This window comes from Chryseobacterium sp. MP_3.2 (genome assembly GCF_035984805.1).
Classification (GTDB): domain Bacteria; phylum Bacteroidota; class Bacteroidia; order Flavobacteriales; family Weeksellaceae; genus Kaistella.
On the sequence record NZ_JAXCHW010000001.1, the window covers coordinates 790,825 to 809,659 of the forward strand.

General features: G+C 36.7%; 19 protein-coding genes. All 19 read left to right on the top strand.

Features of this window, described 5'->3' with window-relative positions; translation table 11 throughout:
- The first annotated feature begins 255 nt into the window (after positions 1-255).
- The 19 genes from RCH13_RS03860 (at position 256) to RCH13_RS03950 (ending at position 18,833) form a co-directional block, all read left to right on the top strand.
- Positions 256-627: an NADH-quinone oxidoreductase subunit A gene (locus RCH13_RS03860; protein ID WP_326985890.1), complete on the top strand. Its 372-nt coding sequence runs from the start codon at positions 256-258 to the stop codon at positions 625-627.
- Between the two features lie 55 nt (positions 628-682).
- Complete coding sequence (locus tag RCH13_RS03865; RefSeq protein WP_326985891.1) at positions 683-1,240, top strand: NADH-quinone oxidoreductase subunit B; 558 nt, start codon at positions 683-685, stop codon at positions 1,238-1,240.
- Between the two features lie 4 nt (positions 1,241-1,244).
- On the top strand, positions 1,245-1,745 hold the full coding sequence (locus RCH13_RS03870) for an NADH-quinone oxidoreductase subunit C (RefSeq protein ID WP_326985892.1): 501 nt from the start codon (positions 1,245-1,247) through the stop codon (positions 1,743-1,745).
- 42 nt (positions 1,746-1,787) lie between these two features.
- Positions 1,788-3,011, top strand: a complete 1,224-nt coding sequence (locus RCH13_RS03875) for an NADH-quinone oxidoreductase subunit D (protein WP_326985893.1) — start codon at positions 1,788-1,790, stop codon at positions 3,009-3,011.
- Positions 3,012-3,079: 68 nt separating this feature from the next.
- Positions 3,080-3,589 (top strand): NADH-quinone oxidoreductase subunit NuoE family protein, encoded by a 510-nt coding sequence (locus tag RCH13_RS03880; RefSeq protein ID WP_326985894.1) that lies wholly within the window; start codon positions 3,080-3,082, stop codon positions 3,587-3,589.
- 14 nt (positions 3,590-3,603) lie between these two features.
- Entirely contained in the window at positions 3,604-4,953 is a 1,350-nt protein-coding gene (gene nuoF, locus RCH13_RS03885) for an NADH-quinone oxidoreductase subunit NuoF (RefSeq protein ID WP_326985895.1), read from the top strand.
- Positions 4,954-5,031: 78 nt separating this feature from the next.
- Positions 5,032-5,901: a hypothetical protein gene (locus RCH13_RS03890; protein WP_326985896.1), complete on the top strand. Its 870-nt coding sequence runs from the start codon at positions 5,032-5,034 to the stop codon at positions 5,899-5,901.
- Between the two features lie 26 nt (positions 5,902-5,927).
- Complete coding sequence (locus RCH13_RS03895) at positions 5,928-6,965, top strand: 2Fe-2S iron-sulfur cluster-binding protein (RefSeq protein WP_326985897.1); 1,038 nt, start codon at positions 5,928-5,930, stop codon at positions 6,963-6,965.
- Between the two features lie 33 nt (positions 6,966-6,998).
- Positions 6,999-8,072 carry an NADH-quinone oxidoreductase subunit NuoH gene (gene nuoH, locus RCH13_RS03900; protein ID WP_326985898.1) on the top strand — a complete coding sequence of 358 codons (1,074 nt, stop codon included), beginning with the start codon at positions 6,999-7,001 and terminating at the stop codon, positions 8,070-8,072.
- Between the two features lie 267 nt (positions 8,073-8,339).
- Complete coding sequence (locus RCH13_RS03905) at positions 8,340-8,897, top strand: NuoI/complex I 23 kDa subunit family protein (RefSeq protein ID WP_326985899.1); 558 nt, start codon at positions 8,340-8,342, stop codon at positions 8,895-8,897.
- Positions 8,898-9,392, top strand: a complete 495-nt coding sequence (locus RCH13_RS03910; protein ID WP_326985900.1) for an NADH-quinone oxidoreductase subunit J family protein — start codon at positions 8,898-8,900, stop codon at positions 9,390-9,392.
- Positions 9,393-9,396: 4 nt separating this feature from the next.
- Positions 9,397-9,723, top strand: a complete 327-nt coding sequence (gene nuoK, locus RCH13_RS03915) for an NADH-quinone oxidoreductase subunit NuoK (protein ID WP_326985901.1) — start codon at positions 9,397-9,399, stop codon at positions 9,721-9,723.
- A gap of 6 nt (positions 9,724-9,729) precedes the next feature.
- Positions 9,730-11,625 (top strand): NADH-quinone oxidoreductase subunit L, encoded by a 1,896-nt coding sequence (nuoL, locus tag RCH13_RS03920; protein ID WP_326985902.1) that lies wholly within the window; start codon positions 9,730-9,732, stop codon positions 11,623-11,625.
- Between the two features lie 3 nt (positions 11,626-11,628).
- The gene (locus tag RCH13_RS03925; RefSeq protein ID WP_326985903.1) at positions 11,629-13,122 is read left to right on the top strand and encodes a complex I subunit 4 family protein; all 1,494 of its coding nucleotides are present in this window, start codon (positions 11,629-11,631) and stop codon (positions 13,120-13,122) included.
- Positions 13,123-13,207: 85 nt separating this feature from the next.
- Positions 13,208-14,587, top strand: coding sequence for an NADH-quinone oxidoreductase subunit N (locus tag RCH13_RS03930; RefSeq protein WP_326985904.1), 1,380 nt, complete (start codon positions 13,208-13,210; stop codon positions 14,585-14,587).
- Between the two features lie 132 nt (positions 14,588-14,719).
- Positions 14,720-15,316 (top strand): TetR/AcrR family transcriptional regulator, encoded by a 597-nt coding sequence (locus tag RCH13_RS03935; RefSeq protein ID WP_326985905.1) that lies wholly within the window; start codon positions 14,720-14,722, stop codon positions 15,314-15,316.
- Positions 15,317-15,434: 118 nt separating this feature from the next.
- Positions 15,435-16,682: a TolC family protein gene (locus RCH13_RS03940; protein ID WP_326985906.1), complete on the top strand. Its 1,248-nt coding sequence runs from the start codon at positions 15,435-15,437 to the stop codon at positions 16,680-16,682.
- 84 nt (positions 16,683-16,766) lie between these two features.
- Positions 16,767-17,738 carry an HlyD family secretion protein gene (locus RCH13_RS03945; protein WP_326985907.1) on the top strand — a complete coding sequence of 324 codons (972 nt, stop codon included), beginning with the start codon at positions 16,767-16,769 and terminating at the stop codon, positions 17,736-17,738.
- A 171-nt stretch (positions 17,739-17,909) separates the two neighbouring features.
- The gene (locus RCH13_RS03950; protein ID WP_326985908.1) at positions 17,910-18,833 is read left to right on the top strand and encodes an ABC transporter ATP-binding protein; all 924 of its coding nucleotides are present in this window, start codon (positions 17,910-17,912) and stop codon (positions 18,831-18,833) included.
- The last annotated feature ends 2 nt before the right edge of the window (positions 18,834-18,835 follow it).

Genomic DNA, 18,835 nt, shown 5'->3' on the forward strand with positions numbered 1-18,835 from the left:
CAATCAATTCTATCAAGTAAAAGATGCACGCTTGAATAGTATTATTAATATTCTCTTCGCCAGTTTTTTATTTTTATACATCGGATATATTGCTTGGGCCGTCTTGAAAAAACTACGGAGCACGAAAAAAAAATAGGCTATTTTTACTCATTCTAAATTAAAAAAAAGCAACTACTACTGCACATTTAGAGGCCTTATATTTCGTCTTTACATCTTAATTCATTAAATTTGCCTACTGAGAAATAATGTAGTTCAATGAATTTACCAGAAAATTATATACCGATCATCATCCAAGCTTTGGTTGCGATTGGATTTGTAGCCATTTCCCTTTTGGGTGCTCACTTTTTAGGCCCAAGACAAAGTGATTCTACCGTTACTAAAAATAAAAACTTTGAGTGTGGGATAGAAAGTGAAGGAGATGCGAGAAGTCCCTTTTCCATCCGCTACTTTCTTACCGCTATACTTTTCGTTTTGTTTGATATAGAAATTGTGTTCTTTTATCCTTACGCCGTTAATTTCCGAGAATTTGGGGTTGAAGGTTTTATCGCCGTGCTCACTTTTGTATCCATTTTCTTTTTAGGATTTGTATATGTTTTGAAAAGAGGCGCATTGGACTGGAATAAATAATAATCTGCTTACAACTCCGTATTAACGGAATTTTAGGTTTTTAAAAAGTTTTAGAATGTCAGAAATATCACCAATAATAAATACAAACGCTCCTGCTCCAGAAGGTTTTTCTGGCGAAGGCTTTTTCGCAACACAATTAAGCGATCTAATCGGAATGGCGCGTTCCCTTTCCCTTTGGCCTTTACCTTTCGCAACTTCTTGTTGTGGAATTGAGTTTATGGCGACCATGGGACCAAACTATGATTTAGCACGTTTCGGTGGCGAAAGAATGAGTTTCTCCCCAAGACAAGCTGATGTTTTAATGGTTTGCGGAACAATATCTAAAAAATTAGGACCCATCTTGAAAGAAGTTTATACACAAATGGCAGAACCAAAATGGGTAATTTCCGTAGGTGCTTGCGCATGCAGTGGAGGAATTTTTGATTCTTATTCAGTTTTACAGGGCATAGACCGAATTATTCCTGTGGATGTATATGTTCCAGGTTGTCCGCCAAGACCAGAACAAATTCTTGAAGGCTTTATGCAAGTGCAAGCTTTGGCGACAAGTGAAAGTTTAAGAAGAAGAGACCTTCCTCAGTACAAAGAATTATTGGAATCTTACAACATCAACTAGGTTTATGGAATTCACCAATAATTTTGTCCAAGAAGCAATTACCCGCGAATTTCCCGATTCCGTTCTTAATATTTCCGAATCTTACGGAATGTTAACGCTTGAAATTAAAAAAGAAGATTTAAAGAAAGTAGTGCATCACATGAAGGACTCTTCTCTAAATTTCTTTTTTTTAACTGATGTGTGTGGAATTCACCACCCAGAAATGCCAGAAAAAGAACTTGGAGTAATTTACCATCTGCACAATTTGGTGGAAAACAGACGTGTTCGACTAAAAACTTTTATGCCGCGCGAAAATGCAGAAGTTGATACTTTAACAGACTTATATGCCGGTGCAAACTGGATGGAAAGAGAAACTTTCGATTTTTATGGAATTAAATTTAAAGGACACCCAGATTTACGGGTTATTTTAAATGATCCAGAATTGGGTTACCATCCGATGTTAAAAGAATATCGATTAGAAGATGGAACCAGAATGGATAAAGATGACACCATGTTCGGTAGATAAAATGCTTAGTAGAAAAGCAAAACGCTTAACTCAGTTGTAATTATGAAAGATAACGCCCTCTCTAATATATTAAATCAGTACGATGCTCAAGATCAAATCGACGGGCAATTGTACACCCTAAATTTCGGTCCGACTCACCCTGCCACACACGGAATTTTTCAAAACATCCTGACTATGGATGGCGAAAAAATTCTGCATTCTGAGCAAACCGTTGGATACATTCACCGTGCTTTCGAAAAAATTTCCGAGAGAAGAAATTTCACCCAAATTACGACTCTTACTGACCGTATGAACTATTGCTCCTCACCTATCAATAACTTGGGATGGCATATGACGGTTGAAAAATTACTCGGAGTAACCATGCCGAAAAGGGTAGATTACATGCGGGTAATTATGATGGAACTTGCAAGAATTGCAGACCACTTGGTTTGTAATGCGGTAACCGGAGTTGATACTGGAGCTTTAACTGGATTTACTTATTTGTTCCAAGATCGTGAAAAAATTTACGATATGTATGAGGAAGTTTGCGGAGCCAGATTAACTACAAACATGGGAAGAATTGGAGGTTTCGAAAGAGATCTAACCCCAAAATTCCATGAATTATTAACGGACTTTTTGAAAACATTCCCCGCAAGATTTATGGATTTTTGTAATCTCTTAGAAAGAAACAGAATTTTCATGGACCGCACGATTGGTGCAGGTTCTATAACAGCAGAACGTGCCTTAAACTACGGTTTCACAGGTCCAAATTTACGTGCAGCCGGAGTTGATTATGACGTTCGTGTTTCGGAACCTTATTCTTCTTATCAAGATTTTGATTTTATTATTCCAGTAGGAACTGCAGGTGACACTTACGACCGCTTTATGGTGCGTCAGCAAGAAATTTGGGAGAGTCTGAAAATCATTGAGCAAGCCCATAAAAATCTTCCAGAAGGACCATTCCACGCTGATTTACCAGATTTTTACCTGCCAGAAAAAGCAGATGTTTACAACAATATGGAGGCTTTAATTTACCATTTCAAAATCGTAATGGGCGAAACGGAAGTTCCAAAAGGTGAAGTCTATCATGCGGTAGAAGGCGGAAATGGAGAATTAGGTTTCTATTTGGTGAGTGATGGTGGTAGAACACCTTACAGACTGCATTTTAGAAGACCTTGTTTCATTTATTACCAAGCTTTTCCAGAAATGATTACAGGTTCTGTAATTTCAGATGCAGTAGTTACATTGAGTAGTTTAAATGTCATTGCCGGAGAATTAGACGCATAAAAAATCAAATACGAAACTTAAATTTAAGATTTTAAAATCTAGAATTTAAAATTTAAAATAAAAAAGAAGTGAGCGAAACAATAGCTTTCAGACCTGAGACCATGCAGCAGGTTAATAAAATTATAGCAAGATATCCAGAAGGAAAACAAAAATCCGCCTTGATTCCTCTTTTGCACGTTGCGCAAAAAGAATTTGATGGTTGGTTAGCAGTTCCAGTAATGGATTATGTAGCTGAAATTCTGAATATTCAACCGATTGAAGTGTATGAAGTGGCAACATTCTATACCATGTTCAATATGAAACCCGTGGGAAAATTCGTTTTAGAAGTTTGTCAGACTGGTCCTTGTATGTTAAACGGAAGCGATGCAATTATCAATCATATCCGAGAAACATTGAATATAAAAGTAGGTGAAACTACTGCAGATGGACTTTTCACTTTAAAAACTGTAGAATGTTTAGGCGCTTGCGGTTACGCACCAATGATGCAGTTGGGCGATTTTTATCATGAACATTTAACCAATGAAAAAGTAACTGAGATCATTGCACTTTGCAGAGAAGGTCAGCTTGCTTTGGATTAATTTTTTAATAACTAATGAGTAAAAAACTTTTACTTAAAGACGCACATATAGAAGGAATTCGCTATTTTGAAACCTACCGGAAACAAGGTGGTTATGATGCAGTGGAAAAAGCCTTCAAAATGTCACCAGAAGAAATTACGGAAGAAGTGAAAACTTCAGGACTTCGTGGTCGTGGTGGTGCAGGTTTCCCTACAGGTTTAAAATGGAGCTTTCTGGCAAAACCAGAAGGCGTTCCAAGATATTTAGTAGTAAACGCTGATGAATCTGAACCCGGAACTTTCAAGGATCGCTACTTAATGGAATTTCTTCCGCACCTGTTGTTGGAAGGTATGATTATTTCCTCTTTCGCTTTGGGCGCAAACACAGCCTACATTTACATCCGCGGCGAATATGCTTGGATTGTAAACATCTTAGAAGAAGCCATCGATGAAGCAAAAGCTGCAGGATTTCTTGGTAAAAATATTTTAGGAGCAGGTTACGATTTAGAAATTTACGTTCAGCGTGGCGCCGGAGCTTATATCTGCGGTGAAGAAACAGCCTTGCTAGAATCATTGGAAGGTAAACGCGGAAATCCTCGTTTGAAACCGCCTTTTCCAGCCGTTAAAGGACTTTGGGAATGCCCAACTGTTGTAAATAATGTAGAAACTATTGCTGCAGTAGTTCCAATAATCAATATTACCGGAGCTGAATATGCCAAAATTGGTGTAGGTAGATCTACAGGAACCAAATTAATTTCCGCATGTGGAAATATTAATAAACCGGGTGTTTACGAAATCGACATGACCATTACGGTGGAAGAGTTTATTTACTCTGATGAATACTGTGGTGGAATTCCGAACGGTAAAAAATTAAAAGCCTGTATTCCAGGTGGAAGTTCCGTTCCAATTGTTCCTGCGAATTTATTATTACAAACCATCAACGGCGAGCCGCGATATATGAATTATGAATCCCTTGCAGACGGAGGTTTTGCGACAGGAACCATGATGGGTTCAGGTGGATTTATCGTTTTAGACGAAGATCAAAGTGTGGTTAAACATACCTTGACTCTTGCGCATTTTTACATGCACGAAAGTTGTGGACAATGTACACCATGCCGTGAAGGAACTGGTTGGATGTGGAGAATTTTGAAAAATATCAATGCTGGAGTTGGTAAAATGGAAGACATCGATTTGCTTTGGGATGTTCAGCGCAAGATTGAAGGAAACACGATTTGTCCGCTTGGTGATGCCGCAGCATGGCCAGTTGCCGCTGCAATCCGTCATTTCCGTGATGAATTTGAATGGTATATTGACAATCCAGAAGCTTTAACCAGAAATTATGGATTGGCAAATTATGCAGATCCAATTCCGGTTGCAGCGAAATAGAAGATAATTAAGATCGTCGCGAAGTGGCGCTTTAATAGAGAATAGGAGAAAATCCTATTGAGAGATTTTAATAAATAAATGAAGAAGTTCTTTAAAGTATTTGTATTCCTTTTTATAGGGTTGAATTTTGTTTTTGCACAGGAAAAAGATTCAGTTGATTTAAGTGGCCTAATGTCTGATCACGGTGATGTTTCATTTAAAAATACATTATCAAGAAAAGGACAAATGTTCGTTTTTTGGGGTTGGAATAGAGCGGCGTTTACCAAATCTGATATTAGATTTAAAGGAAGCGCTTATGATTTCACATTAGAAAATGTAGTCGCGCATGATAGACCTTCACCATTAAGTTGGGATTATATTAATCCAGGAGATATTTCAACTCCACAATTTAATTTTCGATTAGGATATTTTATTAAGGATAGTTTAGCTTTGGTTATTGCTCAGGATCACATGAAATATGTGATGGATCAAAATCAGACCGTTGATTTTTCAGGTAATATTAGTGATCCAGTTTACGCGGCAATGGCTGAGAATGGTACAGTAGATCTTCGAGATAAAGAATTTCTGACCTTCGAACATACAGACGGATTGAATTATGTAAACCTCGGTTTAGAAAAATACAATTCCCTATATTCTTCAAAAAATATAGATATCGTTTGGAGTTATGGAGGTGGTACAGGAGTAATGTTTCCGAAAAGTAATATCAAACTTTTTGGAAATGAGAGAAGCGATCGATTTCATGTTGCCGGCTTTGGTTTAGATGCAAGAACGAATATCAATTTTGTTTTTTGGAACCATTGGATGGCAAGAATAGAAGCGAAAGCAGGTTATATCAATATGTTTGATATTAAAACAACCCTTAATAATCAACCTGATAAAGCAATGCAAGATTTTGTTTTTGGTCAGATCAATTTTGGAGTTGGATATACTTTTAAGATTAAAAAATAAATAATTCATTTTTGAATTCATATATAATGAGCGACGAAATTAAAAAATTTAAGGTAACCATAGATGGACAGACAACTGAAGTTTTGCCCGGGACTTCTATTTTAGAAGCAGCCCGCCAAATTGGAGGTAAATCTGTGCCACCTGCAATGTGCTATTACAAACCCTTGGAAACCAGTGGTGGAAGATGCAGAACTTGTTTGGTAGAAGTTTCTAAAGGTTCTGATGCAGATTCCCGACCAATGCCAAAATTAGTGGCAAGTTGCAGAACTGGTGTGATGGACGGTATGGAAGTGAAAAACTTACTTTCAGAAAAAACGCAGGAAGCCAGAAAAGCGGTAACTGAGTTTTTACTGATTAACCACCCATTAGATTGCCCAGTTTGTGATCAGGCCGGAGAATGCCATCTCCAGGATTTAGGTTATGAGCACGGTGTAGAAGCAACCCGAACAGAATTCGAAAGAAGAACCTTTGAACCGGAAGATATTGGTCCCAATATTAAATTGCACATGAATAGATGTATTCTGTGTGCAAGATGTGTATTGGCGGCGAATCAGTTAACAGAAACCCGCGAACATGGAATTCTATTCCGTGGAGAAGTGGCAGAAATTTCTACTTACCTGAACAAGGCTTTAGACAATGACTTTATTGGAAATGTAATTGATGTTTGTCCTGTAGGCGCGTTGACCGATAGAACTTCCCGTTTCGCAACCAGAGTTTGGTTTACAAAACCAATGAACGGAACTTGTGAATGTACGAAGTGTTCCGGAAAAGCAGTATTGTGGATGAAAGGTGAAGAAATAATTCGTGTAACCGCCAGAAAAGATCAATATGATGAAATTATTGATTGGATTTGTAATGAATGCAGATTCGAGAAGAAAGAAACCAGCCTTTGGAATATTGAAGGTCCTAGACATATAGACCGTCACTCTGTGATTTCCTTAAATCATTATGAGAAACCGAAAAATATGGTCAGCTTGCTGAATAACTCAGATGCGAAAGAATTAAGCGCAGAAGATGAAGCAGAATCTCAGGCGAAGTCTGAAAACAATTTTAATTTGATGTAGTTCTTTTTAAAGAACAAAATTTTCTAAAATAATATGGGTTTATTAACTTTTAAAATCATACTCGTTGTTGTACTCTTTGTGCTTGCACTTACGGTAGCGGCCTACTCTACTTGGGCAGAACGTAAAGTTGCAGCGATTATGCAAGACAGAATTGGACCGAACCGTTCTGGACCTTTCGGATTATTACAGCCCCTTGCGGATGGAGGTAAATTTTTCTTCAAAGAAGATTTTACGCCCGCGGGAGCAGAAAAATTCCTCTTTGTAGTAGGGCCGTCTTTGGTGATGTTTATTTCCTTGATTACGGGAGCCATTATTCCATGGGGGAAAACCTTGAATATTGGTGGAAATTCTTATGACCTTCAAGTTGCCAACATTGATGTTGGTGTTTTGTATTTGGTAGCCATGGTTTCCATCGGAGTTTATGGGATTATGATCGGTGGTTGGGCATCCAATAACAAATTCTCTTTAATTGGTGCAATTCGGGCAAGTTCTCAAATGATTTCTTACGAATTATCCTTGGGTCTGGCTTTATTGGCGATTATTATGATGGCGGGTTCATTGGATTTAAAAGTAATTGTAGAGCAACAAACGCACGGAAAAATTTGGGGAATTTTACCCGAAGTTTCTGGAACGAACTGGAATATTTTCTATCAGCCCTTGGCTTTCATAATTTTTTATGTAGCGTCTTTGGCAGAAACAAACAGATCTCCTTTTGATTTACCAGAATGTGAATCTGAATTGGTGAATGGTTATCATACGGAATATTCTTCCATGAAATTAGGATTATATATGTTTGGGGAATATGTAAATATGTTTATTTCCAATGCATTAATCGTAGTCTTATTCTTTGGTGGATACAATTATCCGGGAATTGATTGGGTAACGAATAACTGGGGAGAAAATGCCGCAGGGATTCTTTCCATCTTTTCATTCTTAGGAAAAACAGTAATTGGAATTTTAATCTTTATGTGGATCAGATGGACTTTGCCAAGATTTAGATATGATCAGTTGATGCACTTAGGTTGGAAAAAATTAATTCCTTTCGCTTTGCTGAACTTGATGTTAACAGGCGCGGTGATATTGGCATTTGAGCATTTTATGAGATAACAATCTTCTTTAAGGAGCATTGAAAAAAGCTCGAAAGGAGAAACCCGTTTTAAATATAGCCCCGATTGTAGCGGCATCCTTTTATAAGGACGAAGGACGCCTAAAAGATAGAGCGGAAAGCGGGACAGAACGAGAAAAGGAGCTCAGAAGAAATTGCTCCCGTAAAAAATAAAAATATCTTCAGAAATGAAACTTTTGAAAATTCATCAATCGATAACGATGAGTTTAGAAGTTTTAGAAACCCGAAGAAAAAGATAAAGAAAGCAGATGAAATTAACGAATAGATCAAAAGTGGTCTCCAACAAAAAAATGACTTTCGGTGAAAGCGTTTACCTTCCCGCGATTTTCAAGGGAATGGGAATTACTTTTCGCCATGCCATGAAGTCTGTTTTTGGTGATGGTGTAGCCACCGTGCAATATCCGGAGGAGCAGCGTCCACGCGTAAAAGTTTGGCGCGGGGAGCAAGTTTTAAAACGTGATGAAGAAGGTAGAGAAAGATGTACTGCTTGTGGACTTTGCGCCGTAGCTTGTCCTGCAGAAGCCATTACCATGACGGCGGCTGAACGTACGAAAGAAGAAAAACACCTCTACCGCGAAGAAAAATATGCAGCTGTCTATGAAATTAACATGTTGCGTTGTATTTTCTGTGGAATGTGTGAAGAAGCTTGCCCGAAATCAGCAGTTTATTTAACAGATCGCTTGGTGAATGTGGAAGAAAACCGCGGCAGTTTTATCTATGGAAAAGATAAGTTGGTAGAAAAAATCAACGAAAGAATTGATATTACCGCAAGACAGAGTGAATTGCAAAAAAAATCCGTGAAGTAGATGGAGCAGATTATATTTTTCATCGTGGCATCGATCGCAGTTGCTAGTGCAGTAAGTTTTGTATTCGCAAAAAATCCAATGTACGCGATTCTTTCCCTTATTGTGACCATGTTTTCCATTGCGGCTTTGTACATTATTTTAAATGCGCAGTTCCTTGGAATTGTACAAATCATAGTATACGCTGGAGCCATCATGGTGTTATTCCTTTACATTTTAATGATGCTTAATCTGAGTAAAGAGGACGAAAGCAAGAAACAAAACTTGATGAAGTTCATCGGAGTTTTCTCCGCAGGATTATTGTTGATTGGTATTTTGGGAGCGTATCGCGGATTTACTTTTCAGCCTGTAGCGGTGGATGTACGTGCAGACATCGGACTCACCAAAAATCTTGGTCGCTTATTGTTTAACGAATATGTTTTGCCCTTCGAGTTGGCTTCTATCCTGATTTTAGCAGGGATTGTAAGTGCGGTATTGATTGGTAAAAAAGACTTATAATATTATGGAAGTAAATTCATTTATACAGGCAATTCCCCTGGAGTATTTCATTATGCTCAGTACGGTGATGTTTTGTTTGGGAGTTTTGGGAGTTTTGATTAGAAAAAATGCCATTATTATTTTAGGATGTGTGGAATTGATGCTGAACTCTGTAAACCTTTTGCTGGCAGCTTTTTCCAGTTACAAAGGTGATGGACATGGGCAAATTTTAGTATTTTTTATCATGGTAGTTGCTGCAGCAGAAGTAGCCGTTGGTTTAGCCATTATCGCCATGATGTATAGAAATACAAAATCTGTAGACATCAGTATATTTAATAAATTAAGAGGATAATTATAGATGGAAAATTTAGTTTACGCAATTATACTTTTACCTTTACTCGGATTTTTAATCAATGGGCTTTTCGGTAAAAATTTGCCGAAAATGTTTGTTGGAGCTTTTGCAACTTTAGTTGTTTTTGCTTCTTTCTGTATTGCGGTGAGTATATTTTTAAATTTCGATGCAGCGGCTCCTCCTGTTATTGTGAAGGCCTTTGAATGGTTTAGAATCAGTGGAATTCAAGTTAATTTTGCTTTTCAAATTGATCAACTTTCTCTGATGATGATAATGATCATCACGGGAATTGGCTCTTTAATTCATCTCTACTCTATTGGCTACATGAGTCACGACAAAGGGTTTTATAAATTCTTTACTTATTTAAATCTATTTATTTTCTCCATGTTGCTTCTTGTAATGGGAAGTAATTACCTTATTCTTTTCATCGGTTGGGAAGGTGTAGGATTGTGTTCTTATCTCCTCATCGGATTTTGGTACAGCAATCCACAATATGATGCAGCTGCCAGAAAAGCTTTTATCATGAATAGAATTGGAGATTTAGGAATGATTGTAGGAATCATTATGATTGCTCAACAAACCAACGCTGTAGATTTTCTATCCGTAGCACAGAATTCAGGGCAGTTTGAATTGGATTCTACCATGATAATTTTCATAACAGGAAGTCTATTTATCGGTGCGATGGGTAAATCTGCTCAAATTCCTTTATTCACTTGGCTTCCAGATGCAATGGCAGGACCAACTCCAGTTTCTGCATTAATCCACGCTGCAACCATGGTTACTGCCGGGATTTATTTGGTGGTACGATCTAACTTCTTATTTTCTTTGGCGCCCACCACATTAGAAGCCATCTTATTTATCGGTTTAACCACCGCCTTAGTTGCTGCCTTTATTGGTTTAAGACAAAACGATATTAAAAAAGTTCTCGCCTACTCTACTGTTTCTCAACTAGGATTTATGTTTGTGGCAGTTGGAGTTGGAGCCTATACCACGGCAATGTTTCACCTAATGACGCATGCATTTTTCAAAGCTTTATTATTCCTTGGTTCAGGTTCTGTGATTCATGCCATGAGTGATGAGCAGGATATGAGATTGATGGGTGGTTTAAAGAAAAAAATTCCCATTACGCATATTACCTTTTTAATAGGAACCTTAGCAATTTCAGGATTTCCTTTCCTTTCCGGAATGATTTCTAAAGATGAAATTCTAACCAACGCGTGGGCGAAACATCCCGCAATTTGGGTAGCCTTATTCGCAATTGCAGCCATGACGGCAATTTATATGTTCCGTGCTTATTATCTGACTTTCCATGGAGAGTTTAGAGGAACACCAGAACAAGAAAAGCATCTGCATGAAAGTCCGAAAACAATGACCATTCCTTTGATGATTCTTGCCGGATTATCTATCGTTGGAGGTTTTATTAATCTTCCTCACTTTATTGGACACGGAAATTATTCCAGGTTAGCAGATTGGTTAAAATCGATTTATAAAATTGATATCAGTTTACCTGAAGTGGATTTCGGAACAGAGATGATTTTACTTTCATTAACGATCATCATGTTTTTCACCGTTTGGTTCATCGTGAAGAAAATTTACGTCGATAAGAAAAAAATGGCTTTGCCAGATGAAAAATATACGGGTTGGGAAAGACTTTCTAATAAGAAATTATTTCTTGATGAACTCTACAATGCTACCTTCATCAAGTTTACAGAAGGTTTAGGCGTAGGCGGAAATATGTTTGACAAAGGCGTACTGAACAAATTTGTAGACTACATCGGAATTGGTGCCGAAGATTCTGGACGTGCCGCAAAACGCCTTCAAAACGGAAATGTAGAGAATTATGTTCTCATCATGTCTTTGGCCATAGGAATTATTTTAATTGTTAACTTTATATTACAATAGTAAATGTCATACCTATTATTAACATTACTACTATTACCTCTTGTAGGTTCTGCATTGGTGTTCGCGTGGAAAAATCCCGCAAGTAAATTTTTAGCTTTAGGGATTGCATTTGTACAGATGTTTCTCACCTTTTACATGCTTTCTGATTTTGATTTCAAACCAACTGTAGATTCAGTTCTGCAGCATGAAATTAATTATCCTTGGATGCGCTTCATAGAGACGCAATTGCATTTCGGGGTTGATGGAATGAGTATGTTATTGCTTCTGCTCACCACTATATTAACACCTTTGATCATTCTTTCCGCTTTCAATGAAAAGCCTGGATACAAGAATACGTTTTACGGTTTAATCTTATTGATGCAGTTTGGTCTGATCGGAGTTTTTACTTCTTTAGACGGATTGTTATTCTATATTTTCTGGGAAGTTACCTTAATTCCAATTTGGTTAATCGCTGGAATTTGGGGTCAAGAGAATAAGAAAATTCAGTTTACAACCAGATTTTTTGTCTACACCTTTGTCGGTTCCCTCTTTATGTTGGTTGGATTGATATATGTGTACACCAATTCTGCGTCATTCGCTTTAACAGACCTTTACAACGCTGATTTAACCGTTGCGGAACAAACTGTAGCGTTTTGGTTTATCTTCTTCGCCTTTGCGGTGAAGTTGCCTATCTTTCCTTTCCATTCTTGGCAACCAGATACTTATACCTACTCTCCAACGCAAGGTTCCATGCTACTTTCCGGAATTATGCTGAAGATGGCTATTTATGGACTATTGAGATGGTTATTGCCAATTACTCCAGCGCCAATTTTAGGCATATCTGGACAGATTGTTTTGGTTTTAGCCATTATCGGGATTGTTCATGGAGCGCTCATCGCAATTATTCAAAACGATTCCAAAAGGATTATCGCTTATTCTTCTTTATCTCACGTTGGGTTGATGGTGGCTGGAATTATGGCTTCTGCTATTCTTACCATGAAAGGAACCTTAACGATAACTGGTGGCGAAGGAGCTTTAGTACAAACTTTTGCCCACGGTATTAATGTGGTTGGATTATTTTACTGTGCCGATATTTTATTCAAAAAATTCAAAACCCGCGATATTCGTAAAATGGGTGGTCTGGCGAAAGTAGCCCCAAAATTTGCAATCCTCTTCATGATTATTTTACTAGGATCTATCGCCTTGCCTTTAACCAATGGATTTATTGGGGAATTTATTTTGATCAAAGCCATTTTCGATTATAATATTCTTGCTGCTGTAATTGCAGGAACTACCATGATATTCTCTGCGGTTTATTTGTTCCGTTTCTTCGGAAAATCGATGCTTGGTACAGGAGATGAAGCCGTATTATCATCGACAGGTGATATTTCTGCTGTAGAATTTACGGTTCTCGCAAGTTTGGTAGTTTTTGTTTTGGTGTTGGGGATTTTTCCGCAACCCATTCTTGATATGGTCAATAGTTCGCTGAAGTTCATTTTCTCTTCGATGATGAATTAAGAAAAATAATAATAAAGAAATAAGAGATGAAGACAGTGGATGAAAATCCAAAGTCCCGAATCTATAAATCTCAAATCTATACTAAATGAGCGTTTTAATCATCATATTCCTTACCGCGGTAATTGCATTGTTTGCAGGTGTTTTCGAGCAGGGAAAATATTCCAGATACATTGGTATTTTAGGAATTATCATTGCATTTTATGTGAGCTTTTTACCAGAATTAGAATTTTTCGATCAGTATAAAAGCATGTTCGAATTCGGACCTAATGCAGCTTTGTTTACCAAAATTTCTTTGGTCATCACCTTATTGATATTCTTCTTAGGCGGATTTGCCTTTAGCAATCACCGCAGCCACCAATCAGAATTATACGCCTTAATGCTTTTCTCTCTTGTTGGTGGTATTGTACTTTTTGGATTTCAAAACATAGTCACCTTGTTTTTGGGCGTAGAAATTCTTTCCATTCCTCTTTACGTATTGGCAGGAAGCAATAAGACAGATTTGCGTTCTAACGAAGCTTCCATTAAATATTTCTTAATGGGTGCCTTTGCAACCGGATTTTTATTGTTTGGTATTGCTTTAATTTATGGCAGTTCCAGCAGTTTTGATTTATATACCATTCATGAATACTCCATCAATAATCCAAAAGATGTAATGTTCATCATGGGTGCAGTTTTAATGATGGCAGCTTTGGCTTTTAAAGTATCTTTAGCACCTTTCCACATGTGGAGTCCGGATGTTTATCAAGGTTCTCCCTCATTGATTACCGCGTTTATGATGTCTACTGTGAAAATCAGTGCATTCTACGCTTTCTTTAAAATGATGAGTATTGGATTCTTTGGAATTAATTCAGAGTGGATTAATATCATGGGTGTTCTCATTATCATCACATTATTTTTAGCCAACGTCATGGGACTAGCTCAAAGCAACGCGAAAAGAATGTTGGCGTACTCTTCTGTTTCTCATGTAGGCTATTTGACTTTGATATTTTTCGGCATTAATAATATGTCGGTTTACAATTTAGCTTTCTATTTATTTGCTTATTCTTTGGCTACCATTGGTGTAATGATGTGTTTAATTTATGTAGAAAAGCTAAAAAGAGAAACGTCTTACAATGCTTTCAAAGGTCTTGCACATTCTGAACCTATTTTAGCAGTTACAGCAGCGGTTTCCATGCTATCAATGGCCGGTATTCCCTTAACAGCAGGTTTCATGGGTAAGTTTGCAATTTTCGCGCAGGCAATTCGAGATTCGCCTTTCTTGGTGATTGTTGCAATCTTAGGATCTGCAATATCCATCGCCTACTATTTAAGGTTGATCATGGTCATGTTTTTTCCTAAGGAAAGCAGTTTTAACACTTCAGAAAAAGTATCACTTACTTACAATATTGTAGCAGTATTTGTTGTATTCGCAATTGTGGCACTTGGAGTTTTTCCAGATTTATTTGCGAGACAGTTCGGCTTATAAACAGAAATAAAATTGAATAGAAACGCACTTCAATTAGATTTGCGTTTTTTTATTCAGCTATTTTAATCATTTGATTAATTATTTTGTTTAAATCAAAATATAAATCCTAACTTCGTCCTATAATTAATGATCATGAGCGAAACCGAACTTTCTACAGAAGATAAAATCCTTTTAGCTGCTTCAAAAGTATTCACACAAAAAGGCTATTCTGGCACTCGTACACGTGATATTGCAGAAGAGGCAGGTATTAATTTAGCGCTACTCAATTACTATTTTCGAACAAAGGAAAAACTGTTCGAACAAGTCATGAAAGTAAAAATCGTCTTGCTTTTTGGACAAATCATTCCCATCGTTACCAATGAAAAAACAAGTTTAGAAGAAAAAATTGATTTAGCAAGTGTAAAATACTTCGAAATTCTTTCCAAAAATCCAAATCTTCCTATTTTTATTTTAAGTGAGATCCAGAAAAAAACTTCCGACATCAAATCAATTCTGCCCTTTGAACGAGTTTTGAACAATTCCTTTATCATTCAACAGATCAAAGAGAGAAAACCAGATCTAAACCCTTTTCATATCCTATTGAATTTTTTGAGCATGACCGCATTTCCCTTCGCCATGAAACCAATCTTGACCTCCTTCGATATTATGAATGACGATGAGTTTCAACAATTCGTGGAAGAAAGAAAAACCTTGGTTCCAGCATGGATCAAAATAATATTAAATAACTAATTTTTAGAACATCAATTGTCATGCTGAATGAAACAAAGTGAAATGAAGGATCTCTTCTCCATAAAAAAGATTCTTAAATGCGTTTCACTTCATTCAGAATGACATAAATATAGATAAAATGAAAATTTTAAAATACTTATTCCTACTATTCTTCTTCTCTGTTAATTCCCAAACATTGACTTTAGATGAATGTTATGATTTAGCAAAACAAAATTATCCGCTCATCAAAAGACATGATTTAATTGCGAAAAGCAAAGATTACAATCTACAAAATGCCACAAAAGGTTGGCTTCCACAAATCCAAGTTGTGGGTCAAGCAACGTATCAAAACGATGTGATTCAGTTTCCGATTCAACTGCCAAATATGACCGTCGAACCTGTTAGTAAAGATCAGTACAAAGTTTTTGCAGACGTTCAACAAAATATCTACGACGGCGGAATGATTACCAATCAGAAGAAAATAGCAACTATTAATTCTGAAATTGAACTGCAGAAAACAGAGGTTGAGACCGATCAATTGGAAATGAGAATTAATCAAATTTATTTCGGAATTCTTCAAACGGACGAACAAATTCAACAAACAGAATTGACTAAATCTGATTTATCCAGCGGACTGAAAAAAGCCGAAACACAATTAGAAAACGGCGTCATCTTTAGAAGTAATGTTGATGTTTTAAAAGCACAAATCATTAACATCGACCAGAAACAACTCGAGCTTCAATCCACGAAAAAAAGTTTCCTCCAAATGCTTTCTCTCTTCATTCAAAAAAATTTAGACGAAAACACAATCCTTCAGAAACCGGAAAAAATCCTGATTCAAGATGAAAACAAACGTGCAGAATTGAAACTTTTTGATTTACAAAAAGCGGTTTTAGACCAACAGAAATCCAACATCAACTCCAGAAATCTTCCAAAATTAGGAGTATTTTTTCAAGGTGGTTACGGAAAACCTGGTTTCAATATGCTGAAAAACGAATTCGACTTATTCTATATCGGTGGAGTTCGACTGAATATACCAATCTCTGGATTTTATACGAAAAAAAATGATTTGGCTTTAGTAGGAATTCAACAGGAAGAAATTGACATTCAAAAAGAAAATTTCCTTTTCAATCAACAGTTTCAAACTATTCAAAACAATAATGACCTCGAAAAAATTCAACAACTCATTGAAAAAGACGACGAATTAGTGAATTTGCGAGAAAGTATTAAAAAATCTTCTTTCGCTCAGCTGGAAAACGGTGTCATAACTACAAGTGATTATTTAAGAGAAGTGAATGAACTGGATCGTGCAAAAAACCAGAAAATCACCCACGAAATTCAATATTTGTTGACGCAGTATAATCTGAAGGCGCAACTCAATCAATGAAAGATAAGTAATGAGTATTGAATAATGAATAATGAATAATGAATAGTGAATAATGAATTTTAGAAAAATAAAAAATCCCATCCGATGAAAAAATATATCCTGTTTGCAACTGCACTTCTCCTTTTTTCCTGCAATAATTCGGGAGATTCTTACGATGCTTCCGGAACTTTCGAAGCCGATGAAATCTTAGTAACGGCGAAAGCAAATGGAACGATTCTGCAACTCAATGTGGAAGAAGGTCAAGAATTGAAGCTGAATGAAAAAGTTGGCGAAATAGATCCGAAAAATGTAGAATTACAAAAAGAACAGGTCATTGCAAGTATGGATGCAATCGACCAAAAAACCAATTCTGCACTTCCGCAAATTCAGGTTTTACAAACCCAAATTTCAGGTCAATCTGCGAATGTTTCCATTCTACAGGAACAACTACAAAACGCAGTTCGCGAAAGAAACCGAACTGCAAATTTAGTCGCAAAAGATGCCGCGACAAAAAAACAACTCGATGATGCAAACGGACAAATAAAAGTCATTCAGAAACAAATTTCTGCGGCTCAAAGTCAGTTAAGTGTTCTGCAACAACAGATTTCCACCACCAAAGAAAATGTCTCCATTCAAAATCGGGCGATTTTAAGTGAAAGAAAACCAACCCAGAAAAAAGTAGAACAAATCGAGGAACAGTTGAAAAATAACACGATCGAAAGTCCGATTTCCGGGATGGTTCTTACAAAATATTTGAATCAGGGAGAATTTGCTTTGGTGGGAAAACCAATATTCAAAATGGCAAATTTAGATTTGATGACTTTAAAAACATTCATCACCGGAGATCAATTGCCTTTAATAAAAAACGGACAAAAAGTAAAAGTTCTCCTCGATGCAGGTGAGGGAAAAACAAAAGAACTTCCCGGAACTATTTACTGGATCAGTTCAAAAGCTGAATTTACTCCAAAAACCATTCAAACCAAAAACGAAAGAGCAAATCTTGTATATGCCGTGAAAATTCATGTAAAAAATGATGGCTACCTAAAAATCGGAATGTACGGCGACGTAAAATTTTAATTCTTCAACCACAAAAGTCACAAAAGGTTTATGTAAAAAACTATAATAAAAGTTCACAAAAAAAATACGTTAAAACTAATCGGTCATCATTTATGCTCTTCTGATTGACTAAATTATACAGTCAACTTTTGTGACTTCTGTGGTAAAAAAACTTTTAAGTAAAACAAAAAAATGAAATCAATCATCGTTCAAAATCTCACCAAAACTTACGGCAAGAAAGAAGAAAAAGTTCTTGCGGTAGATCACGTGAGTTTTGAAGTGAATCATGGCGAAATTTTTGGCTTGATTGGTCCAGATGGAGCTGGAAAAACTTCTATTTTTAGAATGTTAACCACGGTTTTGCTCCCCGATTCTGGTTCTGCGTCCATCGAAGATTTGGATATGGTGAAAGATTATAAAAAAATTCGCACGATTTTAGGTTACATGCCTGGAAGATTTTCCCTCTATCAAGACTTAACGATTGAAGAAAATTTAGAATTTTTTGCCAGCGTTTTTAATACCACCATTGCAGAAAATTATGATCTGATCAAAGATATATATATTCAGATCGAACCTTTTAAAGATCGTCGAGCTGGGAAATTATCGGGCGGAATGAAACAGAAACTCGCGTTGTGTTGCGCTTTAATCCACAAACCGAAAGTTTTATTTCTGGATGAACCAACAACCGGAGTTGATCCCGTTTCCCGAAAAGAATTCTGGGAAATGCTGCAAAGATTAAAAAAACAAGGAATCACAATGGTAGTCGCAACTCCGTATATGGACGAAGCCGCTTTGTGCGACCGGATCGCTTTAATGCAAGAAGGAAAAATCCTTTCCATTGATACGCCAGAAAACATCAGCAATTCTTATCCAGATTTCCTTTTCGAGGTAAAAGCTGGAAAAACGTCAGCGGTTTTACGTGCTTTAGAAAATTTTGAACAAAAGAAAAATGTGTATGCCTACGGCGAATATGTGCATTTAACTATCGATAAAAATGAAAATTTTTCAGAATTAAAAGTGGTAGAATATTTAGAAAAAGAAGGTTTTGAAAATGTTGAGATCAATCCTATAAAAGCCAATATTGAAGACAGTTTCATCCGTTTATTATCTCATTAAAA

Excerpts from the sequence above, each read along its gene's own strand:
- RCH13_RS03860 (WP_326985890.1), top strand. The coding sequence starts at position 256 with ATGAATTTACCAGAAAATTATATACCGATCATCATCCAAGCTTTGGTT.
- RCH13_RS03865 (WP_326985891.1), top strand. The coding sequence starts at position 683 with ATGTCAGAAATATCACCAATAATAAATACAAACGCTCCTGCTCCAGAA.
- RCH13_RS03870 (WP_326985892.1), top strand. The coding sequence starts at position 1,245 with ATGGAATTCACCAATAATTTTGTCCAAGAAGCAATTACCCGCGAATTT.
- RCH13_RS03875 (WP_326985893.1), top strand. The coding sequence starts at position 1,788 with ATGAAAGATAACGCCCTCTCTAATATATTAAATCAGTACGATGCTCAA.
- nuoF (WP_326985895.1), top strand. The coding sequence starts at position 3,604 with ATGAGTAAAAAACTTTTACTTAAAGACGCACATATAGAAGGAATTCGC.
- RCH13_RS03890 (WP_326985896.1), top strand. The coding sequence starts at position 5,032 with ATGAAGAAGTTCTTTAAAGTATTTGTATTCCTTTTTATAGGGTTGAAT.
- RCH13_RS03895 (WP_326985897.1), top strand. The coding sequence starts at position 5,928 with ATGAGCGACGAAATTAAAAAATTTAAGGTAACCATAGATGGACAGACA.
- nuoH (WP_326985898.1), top strand. The coding sequence starts at position 6,999 with ATGGGTTTATTAACTTTTAAAATCATACTCGTTGTTGTACTCTTTGTG.
- RCH13_RS03905 (WP_326985899.1), top strand. The coding sequence starts at position 8,340 with ATGAAATTAACGAATAGATCAAAAGTGGTCTCCAACAAAAAAATGACT.
- RCH13_RS03910 (WP_326985900.1), top strand. The coding sequence starts at position 8,898 with ATGGAGCAGATTATATTTTTCATCGTGGCATCGATCGCAGTTGCTAGT.
- nuoK (WP_326985901.1), top strand. The coding sequence starts at position 9,397 with ATGGAAGTAAATTCATTTATACAGGCAATTCCCCTGGAGTATTTCATT.
- nuoL (WP_326985902.1), top strand. The coding sequence starts at position 9,730 with ATGGAAAATTTAGTTTACGCAATTATACTTTTACCTTTACTCGGATTT.
- RCH13_RS03925 (WP_326985903.1), top strand. The coding sequence starts at position 11,629 with ATGTCATACCTATTATTAACATTACTACTATTACCTCTTGTAGGTTCT.
- RCH13_RS03930 (WP_326985904.1), top strand. The coding sequence starts at position 13,208 with ATGAGCGTTTTAATCATCATATTCCTTACCGCGGTAATTGCATTGTTT.
- RCH13_RS03935 (WP_326985905.1), top strand. The coding sequence starts at position 14,720 with ATGAGCGAAACCGAACTTTCTACAGAAGATAAAATCCTTTTAGCTGCT.
- RCH13_RS03940 (WP_326985906.1), top strand. The coding sequence starts at position 15,435 with ATGAAAATTTTAAAATACTTATTCCTACTATTCTTCTTCTCTGTTAAT.
- RCH13_RS03945 (WP_326985907.1), top strand. The coding sequence starts at position 16,767 with ATGAAAAAATATATCCTGTTTGCAACTGCACTTCTCCTTTTTTCCTGC.
- RCH13_RS03950 (WP_326985908.1), top strand. The coding sequence starts at position 17,910 with ATGAAATCAATCATCGTTCAAAATCTCACCAAAACTTACGGCAAGAAA.